The organism is Streptomyces sp. BHT-5-2, from assembly GCF_019774615.1.
Classification (GTDB): domain Bacteria; phylum Actinomycetota; class Actinomycetes; order Streptomycetales; family Streptomycetaceae; genus Streptomyces.
On the sequence record NZ_CP081496.1, the window covers coordinates 827,645 to 849,552 of the forward strand.

General features: G+C 72.2%; 22 protein-coding genes and 2 pseudogenes. 8 read left to right on the plus strand and 16 right to left on the minus strand.

Translation table 11 applies throughout. The annotated features are described in order from the left end of the window. Positions 1 to 12: 12 nt before the first annotated feature. The gene (locus K2224_RS03430) at positions 13 to 342 is read left to right on the plus strand and encodes a hypothetical protein (protein ID WP_221905189.1); all 330 of its coding nucleotides are present in this window, start codon (positions 13 to 15) and stop codon (positions 340 to 342) included. Here the strand turns inward: K2224_RS03430 and K2224_RS03435 are convergent. The 7 genes and pseudogenes from K2224_RS03435 to K2224_RS03465 all read right to left on the minus strand — a co-directional run bounded on the left by K2224_RS03435 (position 339) and on the right by K2224_RS03465 (position 6,695). Further along, on the minus strand, positions 339 to 1,007 hold the full coding sequence (locus K2224_RS03435; protein WP_221905190.1) for a LuxR C-terminal-related transcriptional regulator: 669 nt from the start codon (positions 1,005 to 1,007) through the stop codon (positions 339 to 341). The genes K2224_RS03430 and K2224_RS03435 overlap by 4 nt on opposite strands. 151 nt (positions 1,008 to 1,158) lie before the next feature. Further along, positions 1,159 to 2,961 (minus strand): ABC-F family ATP-binding cassette domain-containing protein, encoded by a 1,803-nt coding sequence (locus K2224_RS03440; RefSeq protein WP_221905191.1) that lies wholly within the window; start codon positions 2,959 to 2,961, stop codon positions 1,159 to 1,161. 415 nt (positions 2,962 to 3,376) lie between these two features. Then, positions 3,377 to 3,583, minus strand: a complete 207-nt coding sequence (locus K2224_RS03445) for a DUF397 domain-containing protein (RefSeq protein ID WP_221905192.1) — start codon at positions 3,581 to 3,583, stop codon at positions 3,377 to 3,379. Then, a pseudogene (locus K2224_RS03450) lies at positions 3,555 to 4,210 on the minus strand (Scr1 family TA system antitoxin-like transcriptional regulator). Before K2224_RS03450 ends, K2224_RS03445 begins: the two are co-directional and overlap by 29 nt. 188 nt (positions 4,211 to 4,398) lie before the next feature. Beyond that, positions 4,399 to 5,193: a hypothetical protein gene (locus tag K2224_RS03455; protein ID WP_221905193.1), complete on the minus strand. Its 795-nt coding sequence runs from the start codon at positions 5,191 to 5,193 to the stop codon at positions 4,399 to 4,401. A gap of 32 nt (positions 5,194 to 5,225) precedes the next feature. Next, complete coding sequence (locus K2224_RS03460; RefSeq protein ID WP_221905194.1) at positions 5,226 to 6,380, minus strand: WXG100 family type VII secretion target; 1,155 nt, start codon at positions 6,378 to 6,380, stop codon at positions 5,226 to 5,228. 3 nt (positions 6,381 to 6,383) lie between these two features. Next, a complete protein-coding gene (locus K2224_RS03465; RefSeq protein WP_221905195.1) occupies positions 6,384 to 6,695 on the minus strand; it encodes a type VII secretion target in 312 nt (103 codons plus the stop codon). Positions 6,696 to 7,046: 351 nt separating this feature from the next. Between K2224_RS03465 and K2224_RS03470 the strand changes: the two genes are divergently transcribed. Genes K2224_RS03470 through K2224_RS03480 form a run of 3 tightly spaced genes read left to right on the plus strand, consistent with a single transcriptional unit; the run spans position 7,047 to position 8,638 of the window. Continuing rightward, complete coding sequence (locus K2224_RS03470) at positions 7,047 to 7,934, plus strand: helix-turn-helix domain-containing protein (RefSeq protein ID WP_221905196.1); 888 nt, start codon at positions 7,047 to 7,049, stop codon at positions 7,932 to 7,934. Between the two features lie 33 nt (positions 7,935 to 7,967). After that, positions 7,968 to 8,219 carry a type II toxin-antitoxin system VapB family antitoxin gene (locus tag K2224_RS03475; protein WP_221905197.1) on the plus strand — a complete coding sequence of 84 codons (252 nt, stop codon included), beginning with the start codon at positions 7,968 to 7,970 and terminating at the stop codon, positions 8,217 to 8,219. Between the two features lie 2 nt (positions 8,220 to 8,221). Then, entirely contained in the window at positions 8,222 to 8,638 is a 417-nt protein-coding gene (locus K2224_RS03480; RefSeq protein ID WP_221909407.1) for a PIN domain-containing protein, read from the plus strand. 18 nt (positions 8,639 to 8,656) lie between these two features. Here K2224_RS03480 and K2224_RS03485 read toward each other — a convergent pair whose 3' ends face one another. The 6 genes from K2224_RS03485 to rsmI form a co-directional block, all read right to left on the minus strand. Next, complete coding sequence (locus tag K2224_RS03485; RefSeq protein ID WP_221905198.1) at positions 8,657 to 9,592, minus strand: 4-(cytidine 5'-diphospho)-2-C-methyl-D-erythritol kinase; 936 nt, start codon at positions 9,590 to 9,592, stop codon at positions 8,657 to 8,659. Further along, complete coding sequence (gene rsmA, locus K2224_RS03490) at positions 9,589 to 10,482, minus strand: 16S rRNA (adenine(1518)-N(6)/adenine(1519)-N(6))-dimethyltransferase RsmA (protein ID WP_221905199.1); 894 nt, start codon at positions 10,480 to 10,482, stop codon at positions 9,589 to 9,591. The genes K2224_RS03485 and rsmA overlap by 4 nt, the downstream gene beginning before the upstream one ends. Before the next feature lie 79 nt (positions 10,483 to 10,561). Continuing rightward, positions 10,562 to 11,722, minus strand: a complete 1,161-nt coding sequence (locus K2224_RS03495; RefSeq protein WP_221905200.1) for a resuscitation-promoting factor — start codon at positions 11,720 to 11,722, stop codon at positions 10,562 to 10,564. 120 nt (positions 11,723 to 11,842) lie between these two features. Continuing rightward, on the minus strand, positions 11,843 to 12,718 hold the full coding sequence (locus K2224_RS03500) for a TatD family hydrolase (RefSeq protein WP_221905201.1): 876 nt from the start codon (positions 12,716 to 12,718) through the stop codon (positions 11,843 to 11,845). Positions 12,719 to 12,751: 33 nt separating this feature from the next. Further along, entirely contained in the window at positions 12,752 to 13,195 is a 444-nt protein-coding gene (locus K2224_RS03505; protein WP_221905202.1) for a hypothetical protein, read from the minus strand. A gap of 258 nt (positions 13,196 to 13,453) precedes the next feature. Beyond that, positions 13,454 to 14,344 carry a 16S rRNA (cytidine(1402)-2'-O)-methyltransferase gene (rsmI, locus tag K2224_RS03510; RefSeq protein WP_221905203.1) on the minus strand — a complete coding sequence of 297 codons (891 nt, stop codon included), beginning with the start codon at positions 14,342 to 14,344 and terminating at the stop codon, positions 13,454 to 13,456. Positions 14,345 to 14,451: 107 nt separating this feature from the next. Between rsmI and K2224_RS03515 the strand changes: the two genes are divergently transcribed. The 4 genes from K2224_RS03515 to K2224_RS03530 all read left to right on the plus strand — a co-directional run bounded on the left by K2224_RS03515 (position 14,452) and on the right by K2224_RS03530 (position 19,517). Continuing rightward, the gene (locus K2224_RS03515; protein ID WP_221905204.1) at positions 14,452 to 16,191 is read left to right on the plus strand and encodes a dolichyl-phosphate-mannose--protein mannosyltransferase; all 1,740 of its coding nucleotides are present in this window, start codon (positions 14,452 to 14,454) and stop codon (positions 16,189 to 16,191) included. Between the two features lie 180 nt (positions 16,192 to 16,371). Beyond that, positions 16,372 to 18,027: a penicillin-binding transpeptidase domain-containing protein gene (locus tag K2224_RS03520; protein ID WP_221905205.1), complete on the plus strand. Its 1,656-nt coding sequence runs from the start codon at positions 16,372 to 16,374 to the stop codon at positions 18,025 to 18,027. Between the two features lie 96 nt (positions 18,028 to 18,123). Further along, positions 18,124 to 18,639, plus strand: a complete 516-nt coding sequence (locus K2224_RS03525; RefSeq protein ID WP_221905206.1) for a YbaK/EbsC family protein — start codon at positions 18,124 to 18,126, stop codon at positions 18,637 to 18,639. Further along, complete coding sequence (locus tag K2224_RS03530; protein ID WP_221905207.1) at positions 18,636 to 19,517, plus strand: DMT family transporter; 882 nt, start codon at positions 18,636 to 18,638, stop codon at positions 19,515 to 19,517. Before K2224_RS03525 ends, K2224_RS03530 begins: the two co-directional genes overlap by 4 nt. Positions 19,518 to 19,777: 260 nt before the next feature. Here K2224_RS03530 and K2224_RS03535 read toward each other — a convergent pair. The 3 genes and pseudogenes from K2224_RS03535 to K2224_RS03545 all read right to left on the minus strand — a co-directional run. Then, positions 19,778 to 20,088 (minus strand): annotated as a pseudogene (locus tag K2224_RS03535) (SDR family NAD(P)-dependent oxidoreductase); the annotation flags it as partial. Between the two features lie 6 nt (positions 20,089 to 20,094). Continuing rightward, entirely contained in the window at positions 20,095 to 20,325 is a 231-nt protein-coding gene (locus K2224_RS03540) for a hypothetical protein (protein WP_221905208.1), read from the minus strand. Between the two features lie 279 nt (positions 20,326 to 20,604). Continuing rightward, a complete protein-coding gene (locus K2224_RS03545; RefSeq protein ID WP_221909408.1) occupies positions 20,605 to 21,792 on the minus strand; it encodes a serine hydrolase domain-containing protein in 1,188 nt (395 codons plus the stop codon). Between the last annotated feature and the right edge of the window lie 116 nt (positions 21,793 to 21,908).

The window sequence follows — 21,908 nt, forward strand, 5'->3', positions numbered from 1 at the left end:
GGAGGCCCCGCCATGTCCGAACTGCAACAAGAAGTCAGCGAGTTGGAGCGCTCCTCGGCCACCGCCGCCCGGCTCTTCGACATCCGGCGCGTCATCGGCGGCCTGTTCGCCGTCTACGGCGTGATCGTCACCATCGCGGGGCTCGCCGCCTCCGACGCGGACCTGCGCAAGGCACAGGGCATCAACATCAACCTGTGGACGGGCCTGGGCATGCTCGCGCTCGGCGCGTTCTTCCTGGTCTGGCTGAAGCTGCGGCCCACCGTCCCACCGCCCGCGCCGGACGCCGGGGACGGGGACGGGGCAGGCGTTCAGGAGGAGCGCGGCAGGGCGGACACCCGCTAAGCCCGCTGGACGCGCTCCAGCAGGCCGGTGCGGGCGGCCAGCGCGGCCGCCTCCAGCCGGGAGCCCACCTCCAGCTTCATCAGCACCCGCTGGACGTGGGTGCGGGCGGTGCTCGGGGCGATGTCCATGCCCGCCGCGATCACCCGGGTGTCCTCGCCGTCGGCGACCCGGATCAGCACCTCCACCTCGCGCGGGGTGAGCAGTTGCAGCAGCCGCGCCCCCTCGTCGTCGGGCTGGGCGGCGGGGTGCAGCAGCTCGCCGAACGCCTGCTGGAGCAGTTGCGGGGCGACCGCCGCCTCGCCCGCCCGCGCCTTCAACATCGCCCGTTCGACGCCCTCGATGCGCTCGTCGTTGCGGACGTAGCCGGAGGCCCCGGCGGCGAAGGCGGCGGCGATCCCGCGCGGGCTGGGCACCGGCCCGAGCACCACCACGGCGATCTGCGGCCGCTCCTTCTTGATCCGGGCGACCGGGTCGAACGCCCCCGGCTCGGCCGGGCCCGCCGTGCCCAGCAGGCACACCTCCGGCGCCCGGCTCACCACCAGCTCCGCCGCCCCGGCACTGGGCGCGGCGGCGGCCAGAACGCGGTGCCCGCGCAGCTTCAGGGCCGAGGCGAGCGCCTCGGCGAGCAGGCGATGATCGTCGACCACCATGAGCCGCACGCCCATCGAGCGAACCCCCTCCACTCCCCTACCCCGCTGGGTGTCCCCGGGAAGCTACACGCTCGGCCGCCGATGCGCGCCCCCTAGGCAGGAGAAGACCACCGGAACGCGGGAATCCAGGCCATTCGGGGCCGGTTGCCGCCCCCGCGCCCGGTACCTACGCGTCCTCGGCCAGCTCCAGCCAGCGCAGCTCCAACTCCTCGCGCTGCGAGCCCAGTTCGCGCAGCTCCGCGTCGAGACCGGCGATCTTCTCGAAGTCGGTGGCGTGCTCGGCCATCTGCGCGTGCAGCGCCGACTCCTTCTCGCCGATCTTGTCCAGCTGGCGCTCGATCCGCTGGAGTTCCTTCTGCGCGGCGCGGTTCACGGCGGCCGGCTTCTTCGGGGCCGCGGCGGCCGGCTGGGCGGGCGCCGGCGTCGCCGCCTCGATCACCTTCTGCCGGCGCTCCAGATACTCGTCCAGGCCGCGCGGCAGCATCCGCAGTGCCGCGTCGCCCAGCAGCGCGAAGACCCGGTCCGTCGTGCGCTCCACGAAGTACCGGTCGTGGCTGATGACGATCATCGAGCCCGGCCAGCCGTCCAGCAGGTCCTCCAGCTGGGTCAGCGTCTCGATGTCGAGGTCGTTGGTCGGCTCGTCCAGGAAGAGGACGTTCGGCTCGTCCATCAGCAGCCGCAGGATCTGCAGCCGCCGCCGCTCACCGCCGGAGAGGTCCCCCACCGGCGTCCACTGCTTCTCCTTCGTGAACCCGAACTTCTCGCACAGCTGCCCCGCCGTCATCTCCCGGCCCTTGCCGAGGTCGACCCGGTCGCGGACCTGCTGGACGGCCTCCAGCACCCGCAGCGCGGGGTTGAGCTCGGCGACCTCCTGCGAGAGGTAGGCCAGCTTGACGGTCTTGCCGACCACGACCTTGCCCGCCGCCGGCTGCTGCTCGCCACCGCTGCGGGCGGCCGCCTCCAGCGTCCGCAGCAGCGAGGTCTTGCCCGCGCCGTTGACACCCACCAGACCGATCCGGTCGCCCGGGCCCAGCTGCCACGTCAGGTGCTTGAGCAGCACCTTCGGCCCGGCCTGGACGGTCACGCCCGCCAGCTCGAAGACGGTCTTGCCCAGCCGCGAGCTGGCGAACTTCATCAGCTCTGCGTTGTCCCGCGGCGGCGGCACGTCCGCGATCAGCTCGTTGGCCGCCTCGATCCGGAACCGCGGCTTGCTGGTGCGCGCCGGCGCCCCGCGCCGCAGCCACGCCAGCTCCTTGCGCATCAGGTTCTGCCGCTTGGCCTCCTCGGAGGCCGCGATCCGCTCCCGCTCCGCCCGGGCGAAGACATAGTCGCTGTACCCGCCCTCGTACTCGTGGACGGTGCCGCGCTGCACGTCCCACATCCGCGTCGCCACCTGGTCCAGGAACCACCGGTCGTGGGTGACGACGACGAGCGCGGAGCGCCGCGCCGCCAGATGCCGTGCCAGCCAGGAGATCCCCTCCACATCGAGGTGGTTGGTCGGCTCGTCCAGCACGATCAGGTCCTGCTCGGCGATCAGCAGCTTGGCCAGCGCGATCCGCCGCCGCTCGCCACCGGACAGCGGCCCGATGACGGTGTCCAGGCCGTCGGTGAAGCCGGGGAGGTGCAGATCCCCGAACAGCCCCGTCAGCACGTCCCTGATCTTGGCGTTCCCGGCCCACTCGTGATCGGCGAGATCACCGATCACCTCGTGCCGGATGGTTGCGGCCGGGTCCAGCGAATCGTGCTGGGTCAGCACGCCCAGCCGCAGGTCACCGGCGTGCGTGACCCGGCCGGCGTCGGCGGACTCCAGCTTGGCGAGGATCCGGATCAGCGTGGTCTTGCCGTCGCCGTTACGACCCACGACGCCGATCCGGTCGCCCTCGTTGACGCCGAGGGACACACCGTCGAGCAGCGCACGCGTCCCGTACACCTTGTCGACGGCTTCCAGATTGACGAGGTTGGCGGCCATCTCACTCCTGCTCTGTGCGTCCCCGGACGGGGCTCGGTCGGTCTCCAAGCGTAGTCGGCGCGGGGTGGGGCGCTTCGGGGGAGGACGGGGGCGGCTGCCGTGGGACGCGCCGGCTCGGTCACTCTTTGTGAGGACGCGCGCCGATACGGCCGCTACATGAACGAAACGAACAGACCGAAGAATCCCACCCATGGAACGACACTGGCCAAGGCCCCCGGTGGACGGGTACACGGTGGACGACCTGTTCACGCTGCCGGATCTCCCACGGCGCGGGCCCGGACGACCACCCGGTCGTCCAGGTCCACGAGCTCGGCAAGGCCACTGGCACGTATGCACTGACCGGCATTTACCACGACCGCGTCAAGCTCAGCGTGCCCTACCCCATCGACATCGACCTGACCGCCATCGACGAGCTCTAGGCGTCGCCCTTGAGGGCCGACACGAACGACGCCCACCCGGCGGCGGAGAAGACCAGCGCGGGCCCCTGCGGAACCTTGCTGTCCCGGACGGGGACGATGCCGGGGAGGCCGTCGGCGACCTCGACGCAGTTGCCTCCGGTGCCGTTGCTGTAGCTGCTCTTACGCCACGATGCATTACTCAAGTCGAGCGCTCTGCTTGCCATTTCGGTAGTCCCCTGCCGCTGTCTCGATCACGGACAGAGACGCCGCGGGCGGCAGTGCGGCGGCCTGAGCAGATCGTACGACTCCCGGTACTGCTTCACGAGCGGCGGATAGCGGATCAGCGACTCGTCCAGGATCACCCAGAGCTTCGGCGGCGCCTCCGTGTCGAAGATCATTGCCCGGGACATCCGGGCTGTGACCTTCTCCTCGACGGCACCGTCTGCCGCTCTTGGCATGGCCGCCCGCACGACCGCCCGCGTATACGCCGGCGTCTGGAGCAGACCGGGAACGAGCATCGGCGCCCACTCGTCGATCGTCTCCGCCCGCTGCTCCATCTCCAGCACGTCCGCGAAGTACTCCGCATGACCCGCCCGGCGGGCCTTTGCCAACGCCTCGCAGCGGCGCTCGAAGAAGCCGTTCGTGTCGAGCCTCTTGTCGATGTGGATGGCCAGATCCATCGGCATTCCGCACTCACCGCGTTCGATGCGGCTGAGCAACGGGATGCCGCGATAGCTGCCCTCCGACAGCTGTTCCAGCGTGAGACCGGCCTGCTCCCGGAGGAAGCGCAGCTCGGCACCGTAGAAGCACGGGACACTGGCCGAGGGATCGGCGTCCTTACGAGGGGGCATAACTCACCACCGCTGCTTGCTGGTTGCTGGTTGCTGGTTGCTGGTTGCCCGTTACAACGCGATTCCTCGGCACGTTACGCGCGCCCGGCGCCGCCGCGGGCGCGATTCGTCCCAATGTGCACGGAAGGGTGGTCACCGGGTCGTGGGTTTCCGCGACCCGGTGGGCCGCGTCCCGGCCCGGCCCGACGTCAAGGCTTTAAGGAACGGAACCTCCACCTCTCCAAACCCTTGAGATCACCCGCCACGACGAGGGCGCGAACGCGGTCGACATGCTCACTCCCCCAGGAACGGGGAAGCAGGTTGACCAGCTCGTACAGCTCTGTGGCGCACTCTTCGAGCATTGCGGGAGAGGCATACCCTTTTGCCCAGGCGACCGCGTGGTTACCGTCGAGGCGCACATGCCTGCCGGACAGCTGGGGACGTTGGAGTACCTCCGGCCTGACGAGTGCGGAGAAGACCCGGTCGTCGGCGACCAGCACCCTCGTTTGCCCATGCGCCGGACCGAGCGCCGCAAGTGCGTCGTACTCGCACAGAAGACGCTCGGGGGTGGTGTAGAAGAAATCCCCCCGCGTCGCACGCCAGTGATCGCTCTGGGGGTAGAAGCCGAACGGGGGGAGTGGCCAGGGAAAGGTCAGGGCCACCCCGGATGACACGAGTTCGGTGGAGGAGGTGCCTCGGTGGATCGTCTGCCTCATCTCCCAGAGCAGCGCCTCGACGCTCTCGCCGGTGCCGGCCGGATCAGGCAGCTCACCGGCGGAGACGTGCCAGGGGTATCCGCCCATCGGCTGGCCGCGAAAAGGCGCCGTGGCGGCGAACCGATCCTTGTGTTTCAACAGCAGGCGCCAGTCCGGACGGGCAGCTTCCCATGCGTCCCACTGGAACCACCAGGGCTTTACCGGATGGGGATTGGGCTCCCCGGCTGGCCGCCTCCGGCGACCCGTTCCCTGCCACTTCTTACCGCTGAAAGGCCACACGGCCAGCATCCCCTCCCCAAGCCGGCCCGGTGAACCCCGCACTATCCAAAAGGGTTCCCCTCGTGCTCTTCACGGGGAAGTTGCACCGCGCCGTCCTGGTCCGTAACCGCGGACCCCGCGTTCGGCAGGTGGTGATGTTTGATCGTGTCGTCGACAACACCGCCACCGGTGTAGATGGTCCCGTTCGCGCCGATCTCATGGGCGTCACGAAAGGCCGGCCACACTGCGTCCGGTAGATCTCCTTGCTTCAACCGACCCGCGTGGCGAGCGCCCTCAGCGCCGGTGACGAGGCTGGTCGCGGTATCGAGGCCGACGGTCGTCGCCGTCGGGTCGAACTGCTCCGACACGAACGTGCCTGCCGCGCTGTTCAACCCACCGGAGATGACGCTCTGGGCCGTCTTGGCGCGCCCCTCCAGGCCATCGCCGGCCAGTACCTTGTCGAAGGCGTTGGGTGCGCCGTGTTGCCCCAGTGAGCCCAGGCCCTTGCCAAGGGCTCCCGGCGCCGCGGCCACACCGCCTGCGATGGCGGCGTTCTGCCAGTCCTGTGCGGTGAGGCCGCCCTGACCGGTGAGTTCCTTGCTGACGCCCGTTCCCACGAGGTTCATCGCGGTGTTCTTGAGGCCGTCCTGGACCAGCTTGGACAGCGCCTTGACCAGACGCGTCAATGTCCTGGAGCCCTTGAGGAATTCGTAGACGGATTTCCTGGCTTTCTCCGCAAGCTTCGCGAACCGCTCCACGAGACCAATGATTTTCATGGCCCGGGCCCCGGCGGCCGCGTTCGCCACCACGTCCGAAATACCCGCCGTGACCGCCGTCAGCAGGACACCGGCGAGTTCCGTCTCGGCGATCTCCAGGGCGATCTCGACGATCTCCTTGACGATCGCCTCGGCCTCGTCCGCATAGTCATCGAGCTGCTTCTGTACGGCGGCGAAGTTCTTGGCAGTGGCCTGGAAGGCTTCGTGCTGCTGCTTCCAGTGCTTCTTGAAGCCGTCGGCCGCGTCGCCGTGCCAGGTGACGCCCACCGTGGCGTCCACCCGCTTGTTCAGGCGCTCGGCGGTTTCCTGGAGGTCCTGCCCGAAACTCCCCCAGCGGTGGGCGATTTCCCGCAGGGTCGTCGGGTCGCCGCCCGGCCAGGGGATTTCCAGCATTTCCAGGACCGGGACGACCTTGTCGACCAGGTAGCTGTTGATGCTCACCGGTCAGGCCCCCAGCGTTTGGCTGGCGTGCTCGTCGACACCGTCGTAGTTGGCGGCGGACTGGTTGAGTCCCGCACTGTTGGAGCGGAGTAATTGGGCGAGTTCGGCGAGGCCCTCGGCAGTGTGGTTGACCATCTCTGCGTACTGATCGGTGATCCCTTGGCACGCGGCTATCACCCCGAACGCCTCCCCGATTTCGAAGACGTTTCCCACGAATCCCTCTATGCCCCCGGCGAGTTCATCGGCGGCGGACTGGAATTCCGTTGCCAGTTCCCGTAACCCGTCCGGATGCGCCTGGAATTGCCGCGCGGCCATGCGCCGTTCCCCCATCGATACGCCATCATCTTCGCCCGCACAATCGTTCGGAGTGCAGGCAACGGGCAAGACGCTACGAGGCGCTCTCGGGGGAGGCGGCCGAGCCTTGTCGATCATGACGGGGCTCTGACGGAACCCTTACGCTGCCCAAGCCCCCATCAGCCCACCAGCCCGCCACCCGGCCACCCACATGGGTGACATATGCCAACTGCGTTGTGATTAAGGCGGGTTGAGCGGCATATGCTCGCCGCGACAAGTGCACGAGTGCACGACCGCACACATGCTTCGGCCCCCGGCCGGGACTGCCATCCCGAACGAGGGCCTGACCAACCAGGAAGACACACCTTCCCTATGGCTCTCCAAAACCCTAGCGCGCCCGCGCGCCCCGTGTCCCGCGTTCCCGCGCCGACTCCCTCGTCCGGCGTCATTCACGCCAACTCCCGTCACACCAGCCACTTCACTGTGGTGGGCAATCACCTCGCCCAACACCGCGAGCTGTCGCTCGTCGCGATCGGGCTCGCCTTGCACATCCAGTCGCTGCCCGCCGGGGCGCGCATCGGCATCAAGTGTCTGACCGCCCGTTTCCCCGAGAGCGAGGCCCGTATCGCCTCCGCACTAAGGGAGTTGGAGGTGGCCGGGTACCTGAAGCGCACGCGGGAGCGGCTGCCGAGCGGGCGGGTGGTGACGCGCACGGTGTCGTACAACCAGCCGGGCGCGGCCCCCTGCCCCGTGGCCCGTCCCGCCCAACGGACCCCGAGGCCCGAACGGGAACACGAGGCGAAGCCGACACCGAGGTCGACGCCGAAACCCGAACCGGCACCGAAACCGGCTCCGAAACCGGCACGTGCGCCGCTTCCCGCGCCGCGTCGCCCCAGTCCGGACGGGGCGCGCCTGGCCCACCGCATCCTCGTGGAGCTGCGGCGTGACGACCCCCGCCTGCTGCTCTCCGAGGCGGACGTGGCCCGCCTCGCCCCGGCCGTGAGCGCCTGGCTCGAACGCGCCGCACCGCCCGACGCCGTACGCCGCACCCTCACGGCCAACCTGCCGAGCGACCTCCACACACCGGCGGCCTTCCTCGCCCACCGCCTCACGGCGTCGCTTCCCCCACCGCTCCCGGCCGCCGCCCCGGCCTCCGCACGCCCGGACCCCCTCCAGAACTGCGACGGCTGCGAACGCGCCTTCCGCGCCCCGCAACCGGGACTGTGCCGTGACTGCCTCCATGTATGCACTATCGGGTAGCTTTGTATGAGGCATACGAGACGGAGGTGTGCGATGTCCGCCACTCAGATCGACATCGACGACGACGCACTGGCGGAAGCCATGAGACTGTCCGGCGCCAGGACCAAGAAGGAGATGGTCAACATCGCGCTGCGTGAGTACGCCGAGCGGCGCCGACGCACGGAGCAGCGACTGAAGCACCTGGAGAATGCGCAGGGCTGGGACGAAGAAGGGTTCCAGCAGCGTCACGCGGCAGAGAAGGCCGCGCGGCACGCGCGAGGCATGCAGCAGCCGGGAGCCGCGTGACCGTGATTCGCTACCTCGCCGATTCCACGGCCGTCTGGCGGCTTCAGCGCGACCGCAAGCTGAACGACGCGTGGGGACATGAGCTGGACGACGGGGTGATCGGCTCGTGCGCAGTGCAGCGGGTGGAGTTCCGGCAATCAGCCCGCAGCCTTGACGAGTACGACCAGATGACCGAGATGTTCACCGACCTGTACCCGGACGTCTCCGTACCGAAGACCGCCTGGCGCTGGGTCGAGACCGCTCAGTACCGGTTGGCCCAGCGAGGACAGCACCAGAGCCTGTCAGCAGTCGACTGGCTGGTGTGCGCAACGGCCGTTCACCACGGACTCGTCATCCTCCACGACGACAACGACTTCCGGACCGCCGGACGCCACCTGTCCGATGTGGCGGAACGCAGCGTCCACACGCTTCCCGGATAACGGCAGCCGGGCGGACCGTCACCCGTCGCTCAAAACCGTCGCGCCCGGCGCCGGGCCGACCGTGGCACGGGCCGTGCGGCAGGTGCCCGAGGCGCGTAGCGCTGCCGCGACCCGTTCGGCGTCCTCGGCGTCCGCTGCCAGGAACGCCGTGGTCGGGCCGGAGCCGGAGACCAGGGCGGCCGGCGCCCCGGCGTCGGTGCCGGCGGCGAGGGTGGCGGCCAGCGACGGGCGGAGGGAGACCGCGGCGGCCTGGAGGTCGTTGCTCATCGACGCGGCCAGGGCGGTGGCGTCGCCGGTGCGCAGGGCCTCCAGGAGGGCCGGGGACGGCTCGGGGTCGGGGATGTCGGCGGTGGTGGCGCCGCGGCCCGTGGTGTCCCGCAGGCGGTCGCACTCCTTGTAGACGGCGGGGGTGGACAGGCCGCCGTCGGCGACCGCGAAGACCCAGTGGAAGGTGCCGCCGACGGCGAGGGGCTCCAGCAGTTCGCCGCGGCCGCGGCCCAGCGCGGCGCCGCCGACCAGGCTGAAGGGTACGTCGCTGCCCAACTCGGCGCAGATGGCGAGCAGTTCGTCCTGGGTGGCGCCGGTGCCCCAGAGGGTGTCGCAGGCCAGCAGGGCGCCGGCGGCGTCCGCGCTGCCGCCGGCCATGCCGCCGGCGACCGGGATGTCCTTGGCGATGTGCAGGTGGACGTGGGGGTCCAGGCCGTGGCGGGCGGCCAGTGCGCGGGCGGCGCGGGCGGCGAGGTTGGTGTCGTCGAGGGGGACCTGGTCGGCGTCGGGGCCGGTGCAGGTGAGGGTGAGGCGGTCGGCGGGGGTCGCCGTCACCTCGTCGTACAGGCCGACGGCGAGGAAGACGTTGGCCAGGTCGTGGAAGCCGTCGGGACGGCGGCCGCCGACGGCGAGCTGGACGTTGACCTTGGCGGGGACGCGGACGGTGACGGAGGTGGCGCGGGTCATCGGGTGGCCTCCTGGTCCGCGGCCGCGGCCTTGTTCTCGGCGATGGCGATGAAGGACTCGACGGTCAGCGACTCGCCGCGGGCCTGGGGGGAGACGCCGGCCGCGACCAGGGCCGCCTCGGCCGCGGCGGCCGAGCCCGCCCAGCCGGCGAGGGCGGCCCGCAGGGTCTTGCGGCGCTGGGCGAAGGCCGCGTCGACGACGGCGAAGACCTCCTGGCGGGAGACCCGGGAGGGGAGCGGTTCGGCGCGGCGGACGAGGGAGACCAGGCCGGACTCGACGTTGGGCGCGGGCCAGAAGACGTTGCGGCCGATGGCGCCGGCCCGCTTGACCTCGGCGTACCAGTTGGCCTTGACGGAGGGGACGCCGTAGACCTTGTTGCCGGGGCGGGCGGCGAGCCGGTCGGCGACCTCGGCCTGGACCATGACCAGGGTCCGCTCGATGGTCGGGAACCGCTCCAGCATGTGCAGGAGCACGGGGACGGCGACGTTGTACGGGAGGTTGGCGACCAGGGCGGTGGGGGCCGGGCCGGGCAGCTCGGTGACGTGCAGGGCGTCGCGGTGGACGAGCGCGAAGCGGTCGGCGCGTTCGGGCAGGCGGGCGGCGACGGTGGCGGGCAGTGCCGCGGCGAGCACGTCGTCGATCTCGACGGCGGTGACGCGGTCGGCGACCTCCAGCAGGGCCAGGGTCAGCGAGCCCAGTCCGGGGCCGACCTCGACGACCACGTCGTCGGGGCGGACCTCGGCGGTCCGGACGATCCGGCGGACGGTGTTGGCGTCGATGACGAAGTTCTGGCCGCGCTGCTTGGTGGGGCGTACGCCCAGCGCTGCGGCCAGTTCCCGGACATCGGCGGGGCCCAGCAGGGGGCCGGTTTCGTCAGTGGTCTTGCTCATGCCAAAGCCTCGCAGAGCTCGGCCGTGCATGCGCACGGTGCGCACCTTTTAGTGGTTCGCTCGCTGCGCTCGTTCACTCTCACCCGTGAAGCTTACGGCCGCATACGGGCCAGGGGCTCGCGCCCCGGGTGAGGTAGAGCTTCTTGGCCCGGTAGGTCTGCTCGTCGGCGGGGGCGTCCTGGGGGCGGCCTGAGCCGCCGAGGTGTTGCCAGGTGCCGACGTCGAACTGGTAGAGCCCGCCGTAGGTGCCGGAGGCGTCGACGGCGTCCGGCCGGCCGCCGGCCTCGCACTGGGCGAGCGCCTCCCAGGCGAGCTGGTCGGCGCCGCGGACGGAGGTGGGCAGGGCCCGGGTGCCGACGTGGACGATCTGCGGGCGGGGGCGGCGGACGGTCTCGACGGCGATCTTGCGTGGTTTGCGGCGGACGCCGTTGACGGTCTCCAGGCGGTAGGTGACGCGCCGTACGCCGGGGACGCCGGGCCGGACGACGGCCTCGGTGCCGACCGTCAGTTGCGGGTCGGGCCGCTTGACGGTGCGGAACGGGACGGTCTCCTCGCGGACCTCGGTGGTGCCGCTGATCCGCAGTACGGAGACGGTCTGGCCCTCGCGGGGGAAGCTGTCCGGCGGCACCGAGGTGGTGTCGTGGTCGCGCAGCGCCAGGCCGGCCTCGGCGAGGGCCTCGCGGACCGTGGCGGCGTTGGTGCGGACGTGGTACTCGCGGCCGTCGGCGACGAAGACCAGCGCGCGTTCGGTGCGGACCGCCAGCTCCAGGCCGTGCCGGCCGATGGGCTGGGAGCGGGCGGTGGAGAGGTAGGCGCCCTCGGCGCGGACGCCGAGCTGGTGCAGGGCACCGGCGACGGTGTCGGCGGTGGTCCACACCTGGCGGCGCTGCCCGTCCAGGGTGAGCATGACCGGCCGGCCGTGCCGGACCACCACCTCGTCGCCGCTGGTGAGGCCGGTGCCGGGGGCGGGGGCGACGATGTCGTGGTCGCCGACGGCGAGGTCCTGGTCGGCCAGCAGCCCGTCGACGTCGTCGGCGAAGGTGTGCAGCGTGCGGGGGTCGCCGTCGACGCTGAGCTTGACGGCCTTGTCGTGTGCGACGAAGGCGGTGGTGCCGCCGGCGAGGAAGGCGACGACCAGGGCGCGGGGCAGCAGCCGGCGCAGCTGTGCGGGGGTCTCGGGGGCGCGCCGGCGGCGGCCGCGGCCGCGGCCCGCTCGGCGGCCACTGGTTGGAGGACTCACACTGCACCTGCCACGGGTGTCGTCCGGTAACCGGTCAACCGCGGAATGTAGCGGAGGGTGGGCGGCGGACCCAACTCGCCTTACGGCGGGGCGGGTACGCCGGGCGGGCCCGGATGACCGTCAGTAGTCGAACGCGCGGGCGGTGTTGGCGGCGACGGCCGAGGCCAGGGCGTCCTCGGCCATGTCCTTGACATCGGCCATGGCACGCAGCGTGAGCGGGATGAGGTAGGGGGCGTTGGCCCGTCCGCGGTACGGCGCGGGGGTGAGGAAGGGGGCGTCGGTCTCGACGAGGAGGAGTTCGGGCGGGGCGACGGCGAGGGCCTCGCGCAGCGGCCGGGCGTTCTTGAAGGTGACGTTGCCGGCGAAGGACATGAAGTAGCCGGCGGCGGCGCAGACCTCGGCCATCGCGGCGTCGCCGGAGTAGCAGTGGAAGACGACGCGGTCGGGCGCGCCCTCCTCGCGCAGGATGCGCAGCACGTCGTCGTGGGCCTCGCGGTCGTGGATGACCAGGGCCTTGCCGTGCCGTTTGGCGATCTCGATGTGGGCGCGGAAGGACCGTTCCTGGGCGGCGACGCCGTCGGGGCCGGTGCGGAAGTAGTCCAGGCCGGTCTCGCCGACGCCGCGGACCTGGGGCAGGGCGGCGAGCCGGTCGATCTCGGCGAGCGCCTCGTCCAGCGCGGCGTCGCCGCCGGCCCGGCGGGCACCTTGCCGGGACCAGCCGTCAGGATCGCCGAGGACGATCCGCGGGGCCTCGTTGGGGTGGAGGGCGACGGTGGCGTGCACGGCGTCGTGGGCGGCGGCGGTGTCCGCGGCCCAGCGGGAGCCGCTGAGGTCGCAGCCCACTTGGACGAGGGTGGTGACGCCGACCGAGGCGGCCGTGGCCAGCGCCTCTTCGACGGTGGCACCCTGCATGTCCAGGTGGGTGTGCGAGTCCGCGACCGGTACCCGGAGCGGTTCGGGCAGCGGCGGCGGGGTGTCCTTGTCCTGCTTGGCCATGGCCGCGATCCTACGAGGACCGCGGCCGGCGGCTCACTTGCGGTGGTGCTGGAAGGGGTGCAGCAGGTCGGAGAGGTGCCAGTGGTGCCGCCGCGGTTCGGCGGTGCTGCCGCCGTCCGCGTGGCGGGAGTTCTTGCGGTGGTGCGGCTGGTGCATGTTCGCGATCGCGTCGGAGACCATCGAGACCTGTCCGGAGCGCATGATGCGGACGACGTTGCCGCCGCAGCTGCGGCACGTGGGATGGGTCAGCGGAGACGGGACGCGCTCGCCGTCCGCGTAGTAGACGGCGTGCGTGACGCCCTTGGCATCGACCTGGTGCTCGATCTCGTACGCCTGCTCCCAGCCGTGGCCGCAGCTCATGCAGCAGAACGCGTACGCCTCCCGGGCGGCGGGCTCGGACGGTCGGGGGCGGGGCGGGAGGGGGCTGGCGGGGGCCGCACCGGTGATGCCGGCGGTGGTCTTCGTGATGTCGCTCATGTGCGCTCCTCTTGTCCGCAGGACAAGCTCTCCGGGGACCGGACGTCCCGGTTCCCAGGGAACGCCTTTCGCGGCCCGAGCGCAGCCATGCTGCTACCTGTTGGCCCAGATTTGGCAGGTCGTAGGAAAAACGCACCACTAGGCGGTCGATCGCTTTACCTTCGATGCCCGCCATTTACCTCCCTGTGGGTCGGTTCGGGCCTGTGGCCTGGGCTTTTACGCTCTACCGAGCGCGCCCACGCTCAGCGGGGCGGGCCTTTACCGCGGGCCGGCCGCACCCCGCCCGGCCTCCCGCGCGGCGGCCGGTTCGGCGTTCTTGGCCGCCACGACCGCGTCGAAGACCTCCCGCTTGGGCAGCCCGGCGTCCGCCGCCACCGCCGCGATCGCCTCCTTGCGCCGCTCCCCGGCCTCCTCGCGGATCCGCACCCGGCGCACCAGCTCGTCGGCGTCCAGTTCCGCCGGACCGCTCTCCGGGGCCCCCTCGACCACGATCGTGATCTCCCCGCGGACGCCCTCGGCGGCCCACTCCGCCAGCTCGGCCAGCCCGCCGCGCCGGACCTCCTCGTAGGTCTTGGTCAGCTCCCGGCAGACCGCGGCGCGGCGGTCCGCGCCGAAGACCTCGGTCATCGCGGCGAGGGTGTCGTCCAGGCGGTGCGGCGCCTCGAAGTAGACCAGGGTGCGGCGCTCGCCCTCGACCTCGCGGAGCCGGGAGAGCCGCTCCCCCGCCTTGCGGGGCAGGAAGCCCTCGAAGCAGAAGCGGTCCACCGGCAGCCCGGAGACCGCGAGCGCGGTGAGCACCGCGCTCGGGCCGGGCACGGCGGTGACCTTGACGCCGCGCTCGACGGCCGCCGCGACCAGGCGGTAGCCGGGGTCGGAGACCGACGGCATGCCGGCGTCGGTGACCAGCAGCACCCGCGCCCCGCCGGCCAGCGCGTCCGCCAACTCCGGTGTCCGGGCCGCCTCGTTGCCCTCGAAGTACGACACGATCCGGCCGGCGGGCGTCACGTCCAGCGCCTGGGTGAGCCGGCGCAGCCGGCGGGTGTCCTCGGCGGCGATCACGTCGGCGGCGGCCAGTTCGGCGGCGAGCCGCGGCGGGGCGTCCGCGACCTCGCCGATGGGCGTCCCTGCAAGTACCAGCGTTCCAGTCACCCTCCCATCCTCCCAGCCCCGCGCCGCGCCCCGGGCCGGGACCGTGCCGGTGACGCGCGGCACCGCCCGGCGGCGCGGGCCGCCGCCGCACAGACCGCTTCCCTACGATGGGCCGGGTGACGAGTGACACCACCGCGACGCACGCGGCCGCCCCGCGCACCCCGGAGCCGACCGACCGGCCGCCCGTGTGGCAGCGGCGGCTGCGCCGCTTCGGGTACGCCGGGCGGCCCACGGCCGACGTCCGGACGCGGCTGGTGGCGCCGTTCCCCGAACCGGACGGGCGGGTGTGGGCGCTGCTCGGTGCCGGCCCGCGCCTGACGCAGCGGCTGGCCCGCTGGGCGGGCTGGCTCGGCCCGCTGCTGGTGACGCTGTGCGCGGGCGTGCTGACGTTCTGGAACCTCGGCAGCCCGCGCAAGGTCATATTCGACGAGACGTACTACCCCAAGGACGCCTGGTCGCTGCTTCAGTACGGCTACGAGGGCACCTGGGCGAAGAACGCCAACGACGCGCTGCTGGCCCACCCGCCGCAGATCCTGCTCTCGCCGGAGCACTCGTACGTCGTCCATCCGCCGATGGGCAAGTGGTTGATCGCGCTGGGCGAGTGGGCGTTCGGGATGAACCCCTTCGGCTGGCGGTTCATGACCGCGCTGCTGGGCACCCTGTCGGTGCTGCTGGTCTGCCGGATCGGGCGGCGGCTGCTGCGCTCGACGGCGCTGGGCTGCCTGGCCGGCGCGCTGCTGGCGGTGGACGGGCTGCACTTCGTGATGAGCCGCACCGCGCTGCTCGACCTGATCGTGATGTTCTGGGTGCTGGCCGGCTTCGGCTGCCTGCTGGTGGACCGGGACCGCACCCGGGCCCGGCTTGCGGCGGCGCTGCCCACCGGCCCCGAGGGCACGGTCCGGCCGGACGGCGAGGTCGGCGACCGGCTGCGGCTGGGCTGGCGCCCGTGGCGGCTGGCGGCCGGGCTGTGCCTGGGCCTGTCGGCGGCGACGAAGTGGAACGGCCTGTACTTCCTGGCGGCGTTCGCGCTGATGTCGGTGCTGTGGGACATGGGGGCGCGGCGCACGGCCGGCGCCCGGCGCCCGTTCCGGTCGGTGCTGCGGCGCGACGCGCTGCCCGCGTTCGTCTCCACCGTCGTCGTCGCGCTCGCCACGTACCTGGCGTCGTGGACGGGCTGGATCGTCACCAAGGGCGGCTACTACCGCGACTGGGCCACCTCCCCCGAGGGGCAGCACAGCTCCTTCACATGGCTGCCGGACTGGCTGCGCAGCCTGTGGCACTACCAGACCGAGGTCTACGCCTTCCACACCGGCCTGACCACACCGCACACCTACCAGTCCAACCCGTGGAGCTGGCTGGTGCTGGGCCGCCCGGTCTCGTATTTCTACGAGGACCCCAAGGCCGGGCAGGACGGCTGCACGGCCGCCGAGGGCTGCGCCCGCGAGGTGCTGGCGCTGGGCACCCCGCTGCTGTGGTGGGCGGCCTGCTTCGCGCTGCTGTACGTGCTGTGGCGGTGGCTGTTCCGGCGGGACTGGCGGGCCGGGGCGATCGCCTGCGGCGTCGCGGCCGGCTATCTGCCGTGGTTCCTCTACCAGGAGCGGACCATCTTCCTCTTCTACGCGGTGGTCTTCGTGCCGTTCCTGTGCCTGGCGCTGGCGATGATGATCGGCGCGATCGTCGGGCCGCCGCGGGCGGACGAGCGGCGGCGCACCGTCGGAGCGGTCGGCGCGGGTGTCCTCGTTCTGCTGATCGTGTGGAATTTCGTCTACTTCTATCCGCTCTACACCGGCCTGCCGATTCCCCGGAGCGCATGGCAGAACCGGATGTGGTTCGACAGCTGGGTCTAGGGCACTTGCGCGTACGGGCCCCGAACTGCGGGATGCGACGCAAGCGTCACGACGGTGCGACAGCGTGTCACCGGACCGTGCCCCGATCGAGACTCAGCGCCTGCCCGTGTCCCTTAGAGTGCGATGGGCGTTCTTGGGTGCGTACTCAAGGACTCGGGCTCCTGGGAGGGGATCGGTGGCATGCGCCGCGAGGTGAAATACGGACTGATCGGCGGTTCGGCGGCCCTGGTGGCCGGGGTCGTCGGCGGCTTCACGCTGTTCGGCGGCTCCGACGGGTCGTCGCCCCAGGCCGTCAGGGCGGCCGACGCCAAACCGGGCGACGGCGGTCCCTCGGTGCCCACCGGCCCGCTGACGGCCAAGGAGATCGACACCACCGCGCAGACCTTCCTGACCGCCTGGCAGTCCGGCGACATCCAGAAGGCCGCCTCGGTGACCGACGACCCGGACGCCGCCCGCACCGGGCTCACCTCCTTCGCCCAGCAGGCGAAGTTCACCAAGGTGGCGCTGAAGCCGGGCACCCCGGCCGGCGACAAGGTGCCGTACACGGCCACCACCGAGATCGCCTACAAGTCCGTGAAGGCCCCGTTCTCGTACGGCGGCGCGGTGACCCTCAAGCGCGACAGGACCACCGGGAAGCCGCAGGTCGCCTGGCAGCCGTCGGCGCTCTACCCGGGCCTGGCCAAGGGCGACGAGCTGCGCACCGGCGAGGCCGAGGCGCCCCCGATCAAGGCGGTGGACCGCAACGGCACCGAGCTGACCGCCAAGGACTACCCGTCGCTCGCCGGGGTGCTGGACAGCCTGCGCACCAAGTACGGCAACAAGACCGACGGCAAGCCGGGCGCGGAGCTGTACATCCACCGCGCCAAGTCCGCCGACAGCAACCAGCAGCAGCCCGACAAGACCCTGAAGGTGCTCTCCAAGGGCACCCCCGGCACGCTGCACACGACGCTGGACGCCAAGCTGCAGGCGGCCGCCGAGAACGCGGTCAAGGGCAAGAAGACCGCGGCCGCGGCCGCCGTCAAGCCCAGCACCGGGGAGATCCTGGCGCTCGCCTACGCCCCCGCGGGCGGCTTCAACCTCGCCACCCAGGGGTCGCTGGCGCCCGGTTCGACGATGAAGATCGTCACCTCCGCGCTGCTGATGGACAAGGGCCTGACGGCGCCGGACAAGAAGAACCCGTGCCCGAAGTTCGTCACCGTCGGCGGCTGGAAGTTCCAGAACCTCAACAAGTCCGAGATCCCGGACGGCACCTTCGCGCAGAGCTTCGCGGCGTCCTGCAACAACGCCTTCATCGGGCACGCCAAGGACCTCGCCGACGACGACCTGACGAAGGAGGCCCGGGACGTCTTCGGCATCGGGCTGAACTGGGCGACCGGCATCCCCACCTTCGACGGCGCCGTCCCCGTGCAGCACGACGCCCAGATGGCGGCCTCGCTGATCGGTCAGGGCGGGGTCCGGATGAACCCGCTGAACGTCGCCTCGATCGCCGCCACCGCCCAGTCCGGCTCCTTCCGCCAGCCGTACATCGTCGCCGCGTCGCTGGACAACCGGACGTTCGCCAAGGCCGCCGGCAGCATGAAGCCGGACACCGCCGCCAACCTCAAGGCGCTGATGAAGCTGACCGCGACGTCCGGCACGGGCGCCGAGGCGATGCAGGGGATCAGCGGGGACGTCGGCGCCAAGACCGGTTCCGCCGAGGTCGACAACCAGGACAAGCCCAACGCCTGGTTCGCCGCCTACCGCAACGACCTGGCGGCCGCCGCGGTCGTGCCCGCCAGCGGTCACGGCGGCACCAACGCCGGCCCGTTGGTCCGCGCCATCCTCACCGCCGAGTAGCCGCCCCGGCCGCCCGCGGGCACCCCGTCGACGTGGGGTGTCCACCGGCCGGAAGCCGTTCGCATGGCCCGTACAGCTTTCGCTAGCGTGCGGGCCATGAGCGATTCCGTGACCGACAACTCCCTTGCCGCCACCACCGCCCAGCCCCATCCGCGCTTCGCCGAGGCGCTCGTCGGCCTCGGCCTGAGCGTCGAGGTCCGCCGGTTCCCCGAGGCCACCCGGACCGCCGCGGAGGCCGCCGCCGCGGTCGGCTGCGACCTCGCCCAGATCGTCAAGTCGCTGATCTTCACCGCCGATGGCGCGCCGGTGCTGGTGCTCATGGACGGCGCCTCCCGGGTCGACGTGGAGCGGGTCCGGGCCGAGCTGGGCGCGACCAGGGTCCGGCGGGCCGACGCCGATCTCGTCCGGGAGACCACCGGCTACGCCATCGGCGGCGTCCCACCCTTCGGCCACCGCACCCGCACCCCCGTCCTCGCCGACCGCGGCATCCTCGCCCACCCCACCGTCTGGGCCGCCGCGGGCACCCCGCACACCGTCTTCCCCCTCGACCCGCAGTCCCTGGTCGCCCACGCCGGGGCCCGGCTGGTGGACGTCCGCGAGCAGACCTCGTGACGCCGCTGGTCGTCGCGGCCGTCCTGCTGGCCGCGGTCACCCACGCCAGCTGGAACGCCCTCGCCCACGGCATACGCGACCAGCTGCTGGCCTTCACCCTCGTCGGCGGGGGCGGCGCGCTCTGCGGCGCCGCCCTGGCCGGCCTCACCCCGCTGCCCGCGGCCGGCGCCTGGCCGTATCTGCTGGTCTCCGCGGTGCTGCACGTCGTCTACCAGATCCTGCTGATGCAGTCGTTCCGGCTGGGCGACTTCGGGCAGATGTATCCGATCGCCCGCGGCACCGCGCCGCTGGTCGTCACCGTCCTCGCCGCGGTCTTCGTGCACGAGGTGCCGGACCGCTGGGTGCTGGCCGGCGTGACGCTCGCCTCGGCCGGCCTGGTGGGGATGGCCCTGTGGGGCATCCGGGACGGCGGCACCTCCCATGCCGTCAGGGCAAGGGGGGAGGGCTCCCGCCCGCACTGGCCGGCGATAGCGGCGGCGGTCGCCACCGGCCTGTCCATCGCCTCGTACACCACCGTCGACGGCCTGGGCGTCCGCGCCTCCGGGACCGCCCTCGGCTACATCGCCTGGCTGATGATCCTCGAAGGGCTCGCGATCCCCGTCTACGCGCTGGCCACCCGGCGCGGCCGACTCGCTGCCGAACTCCGTCCGCTGGCGCTGCGCGGGCTGGCCGGCGGGGTGCTGTCGGTGTTCGCCTACGGCCTGGTGCTGTGGGCCCAGACCCGCGCCCCACTGGCGCCCATCGCCGCACTGCGCGAGTCGTCGATCATCGTCGGGGCCGCGATCGGGGCACTGTTCTTCAAGGAACGGTTCGGGTTTCCGCGGGTGGCGGCGGCGGGGGTGATGGTGGTGGGGATCGGTCTCATGCTGGCCGGCTGACGCCGGGGCTTTCCCCACGTTGTCGGGTGCCCCGCCGTGGCCTGTTTTTCCGCCTTCGGCGGGAGGGGGTTGTGGGGCGGGGGCCCCGCGTCGTTTGTGGTGGCGGGGCCGGGAGCTCCGGGGCGGGTTGTCGGACTGCTGCGCTTTACGTCCGACAACCCGCCCCTCCGCCCCCGTCCCCTCCCGTACGGGTCGGGCCCCCGCCCCGGTGGGGGTGGAGAGGAGCCGGGTGGGGGCAGAGGTGGCCCCGGCGCCTCTGCTCAGACGCCGTGCAGGGCTTGGTGGAGGGCGGTGTCGGCCACGAGGACGCCGCCGTCCACGGGGAGGGTGATGCCGGTGACCCAGGAGGCGTCGGGGGAGGCCAGGTAGGCGACGGCGGCGGCGATGTCCTCGGGGCGGCCTACTCGGCCCAACGGGTAGATGGATGCGGCGCGTTGGAGGTTCTCCTCGCGGCCGGTCCAGTTGGGGGTGTGGACGGTGCCCGGGGCGACGAGGTTGACCCGGACGCCGCGGGGGGGGCGGCGTGGCCGGAGAGCGTGCGGGTCAGGTTGGCCAGGGCCGCACAGGACGCGCGGCGTCAGCCGCTCCAGGGCGGTCTCGGCGATGGCGTTGCAGGCCGCCTCGTGGTCGCCACCCCGAACGACTCCAGCGCCCTGGCCGCCCCGTACGGGTCCGACTCCTCGTACGCGCAGTCCGCGAAGTCGTCGAGGACGCTGCGCACCTTCTCCTCCGGAACCATGCCGAGGCCGCTCAGGACCGAGCCGACATGCGCATACGCCATCGATTGCGCGTTCGAAGAACTTGCCATGGGGAGATCGTGTCAGAGCGCCGATTCGGCCGGCTGCCGCCCCAACACCCGCCACCGTCCGGGTTTTTGCTCACCCCCACCGGGGCGGGGGCCCGACCCCTACGGGAGGGGACGGGGGCGGAGGGGCGGGTTGTCGGACGTAAAGCGCAGCAGTCCGACAACCCGCCCCGGAGCTCCCGGCCCCGCCACCACAAACGACGCGGGGCCCCCGCCCCACAACCCCCTCCCGCCGAAGGCGGAAAAACAGGCCACGGCGGGTCACCCGACAACGGGGGAAGCTCAGCCGCCCACGGCGGCTACGGCTCGGACCAACGCCTGCGCCCGCGGATCCGCGGTCACGTTCCGCTGCATGCCGTTCGTGACGTAGCCGAAGGCGACCCCGCTCTCCGGGTCGGCGAAGGCGAGCGCGCCGCCGCGGCCGGGGTGGCCGAACGAGCCGGGGCCGAGGAGCGGCGACGCCGGGCCGTGGAGCATGAAGCCCAGGCCGAAGCGGGTGTTGACGAGGAGGGTGCGGTCGGGGCCGGCGGACTCCTCGGTGCGGGCGAGGGTCAGGGTGGCCGGGGCGAAGAGCCGGGGGTGGCCGTCGACCGGGCCGATCAGCGCGGCGTAGGCGCGGGCCAGCGCGGGGGCGGTGGCGATGCCGGCGGAGGCGGGGAGTTCGCCGGCGCGGTAGGCGTCGTCGTTCTCGTCGGGGGCCGGGGAGATCGCGGCGAAGGCGCGGCTGGTGAGGGAGGACGGGTCGGCGTACGCGTCGGCGACCGACTGCTTGGGGCGGATCCGCAGGCCGGCGGAGGCGGGGCGGGCCGGGGCCTCGACGGGGGCGAGGCGGCCGACGCGGGGGCGGGCCTCGGCGGGGAGGCCGATCCACAGGTCGAGGCCGAGCGGCCCGGATATCTCCTCGGCGACCCAGGCGCCGAGGGTGCGGCCGGTGACCCGCAGCACCAGTTCGCCCAGCAGCCAGCTGTAGGTCTGGGCGTGGTAGCCGTGGTCGGTGCCCGGAGTCCAGGCGGGGGCCTGGGCGGCGACCGCGGCCGGGCCGCTGACGCCGTCGACGGCCTGGGCGGGGGTGAGTGGGGTGTCCAGCACCGGCAGGCCGGCGCGGTGCGCGAGGAGGTGGCGGACCAGGACGCGGTCCTTGCCGGCGGCCTTGAACTCGGGCCAGTACGTGCCGACCGGGGCGTCCAGGTCGAGCAGGCTGCGCTGGTGCAGCAGGAGCAGGACGGTGGCGGCGATGCCCTTGGTGGCGGAGCGGACGATCTGGGCGGTGCCGGGCTCCCAGGGGGCGGCCGCGGCGTCGTCGGGTGCGGCGTCGCCGTCCTTGGTGCCGCCCCAGAGGTCCACGACCTTGCGGCCGTCCTTGTAGACGGCGACCGCCGCGCCGCGGTCGCCGCGGCGGGCGAAGTTGGCTGCGAAGGCGTCCCGGACCGGCTCGAAGCCGTCCTCCACCGTGCCCTGGACGTCCACCACTGACTCGCTTCCCACTCTTCCGTCGCGTTAGATGACCCATCAATGGTGCAACGCCGGAATCCATGCTCATGACCAGGGGGACCGCCAGGGGCCGGGGGCGTGGCGTTCCTCACATC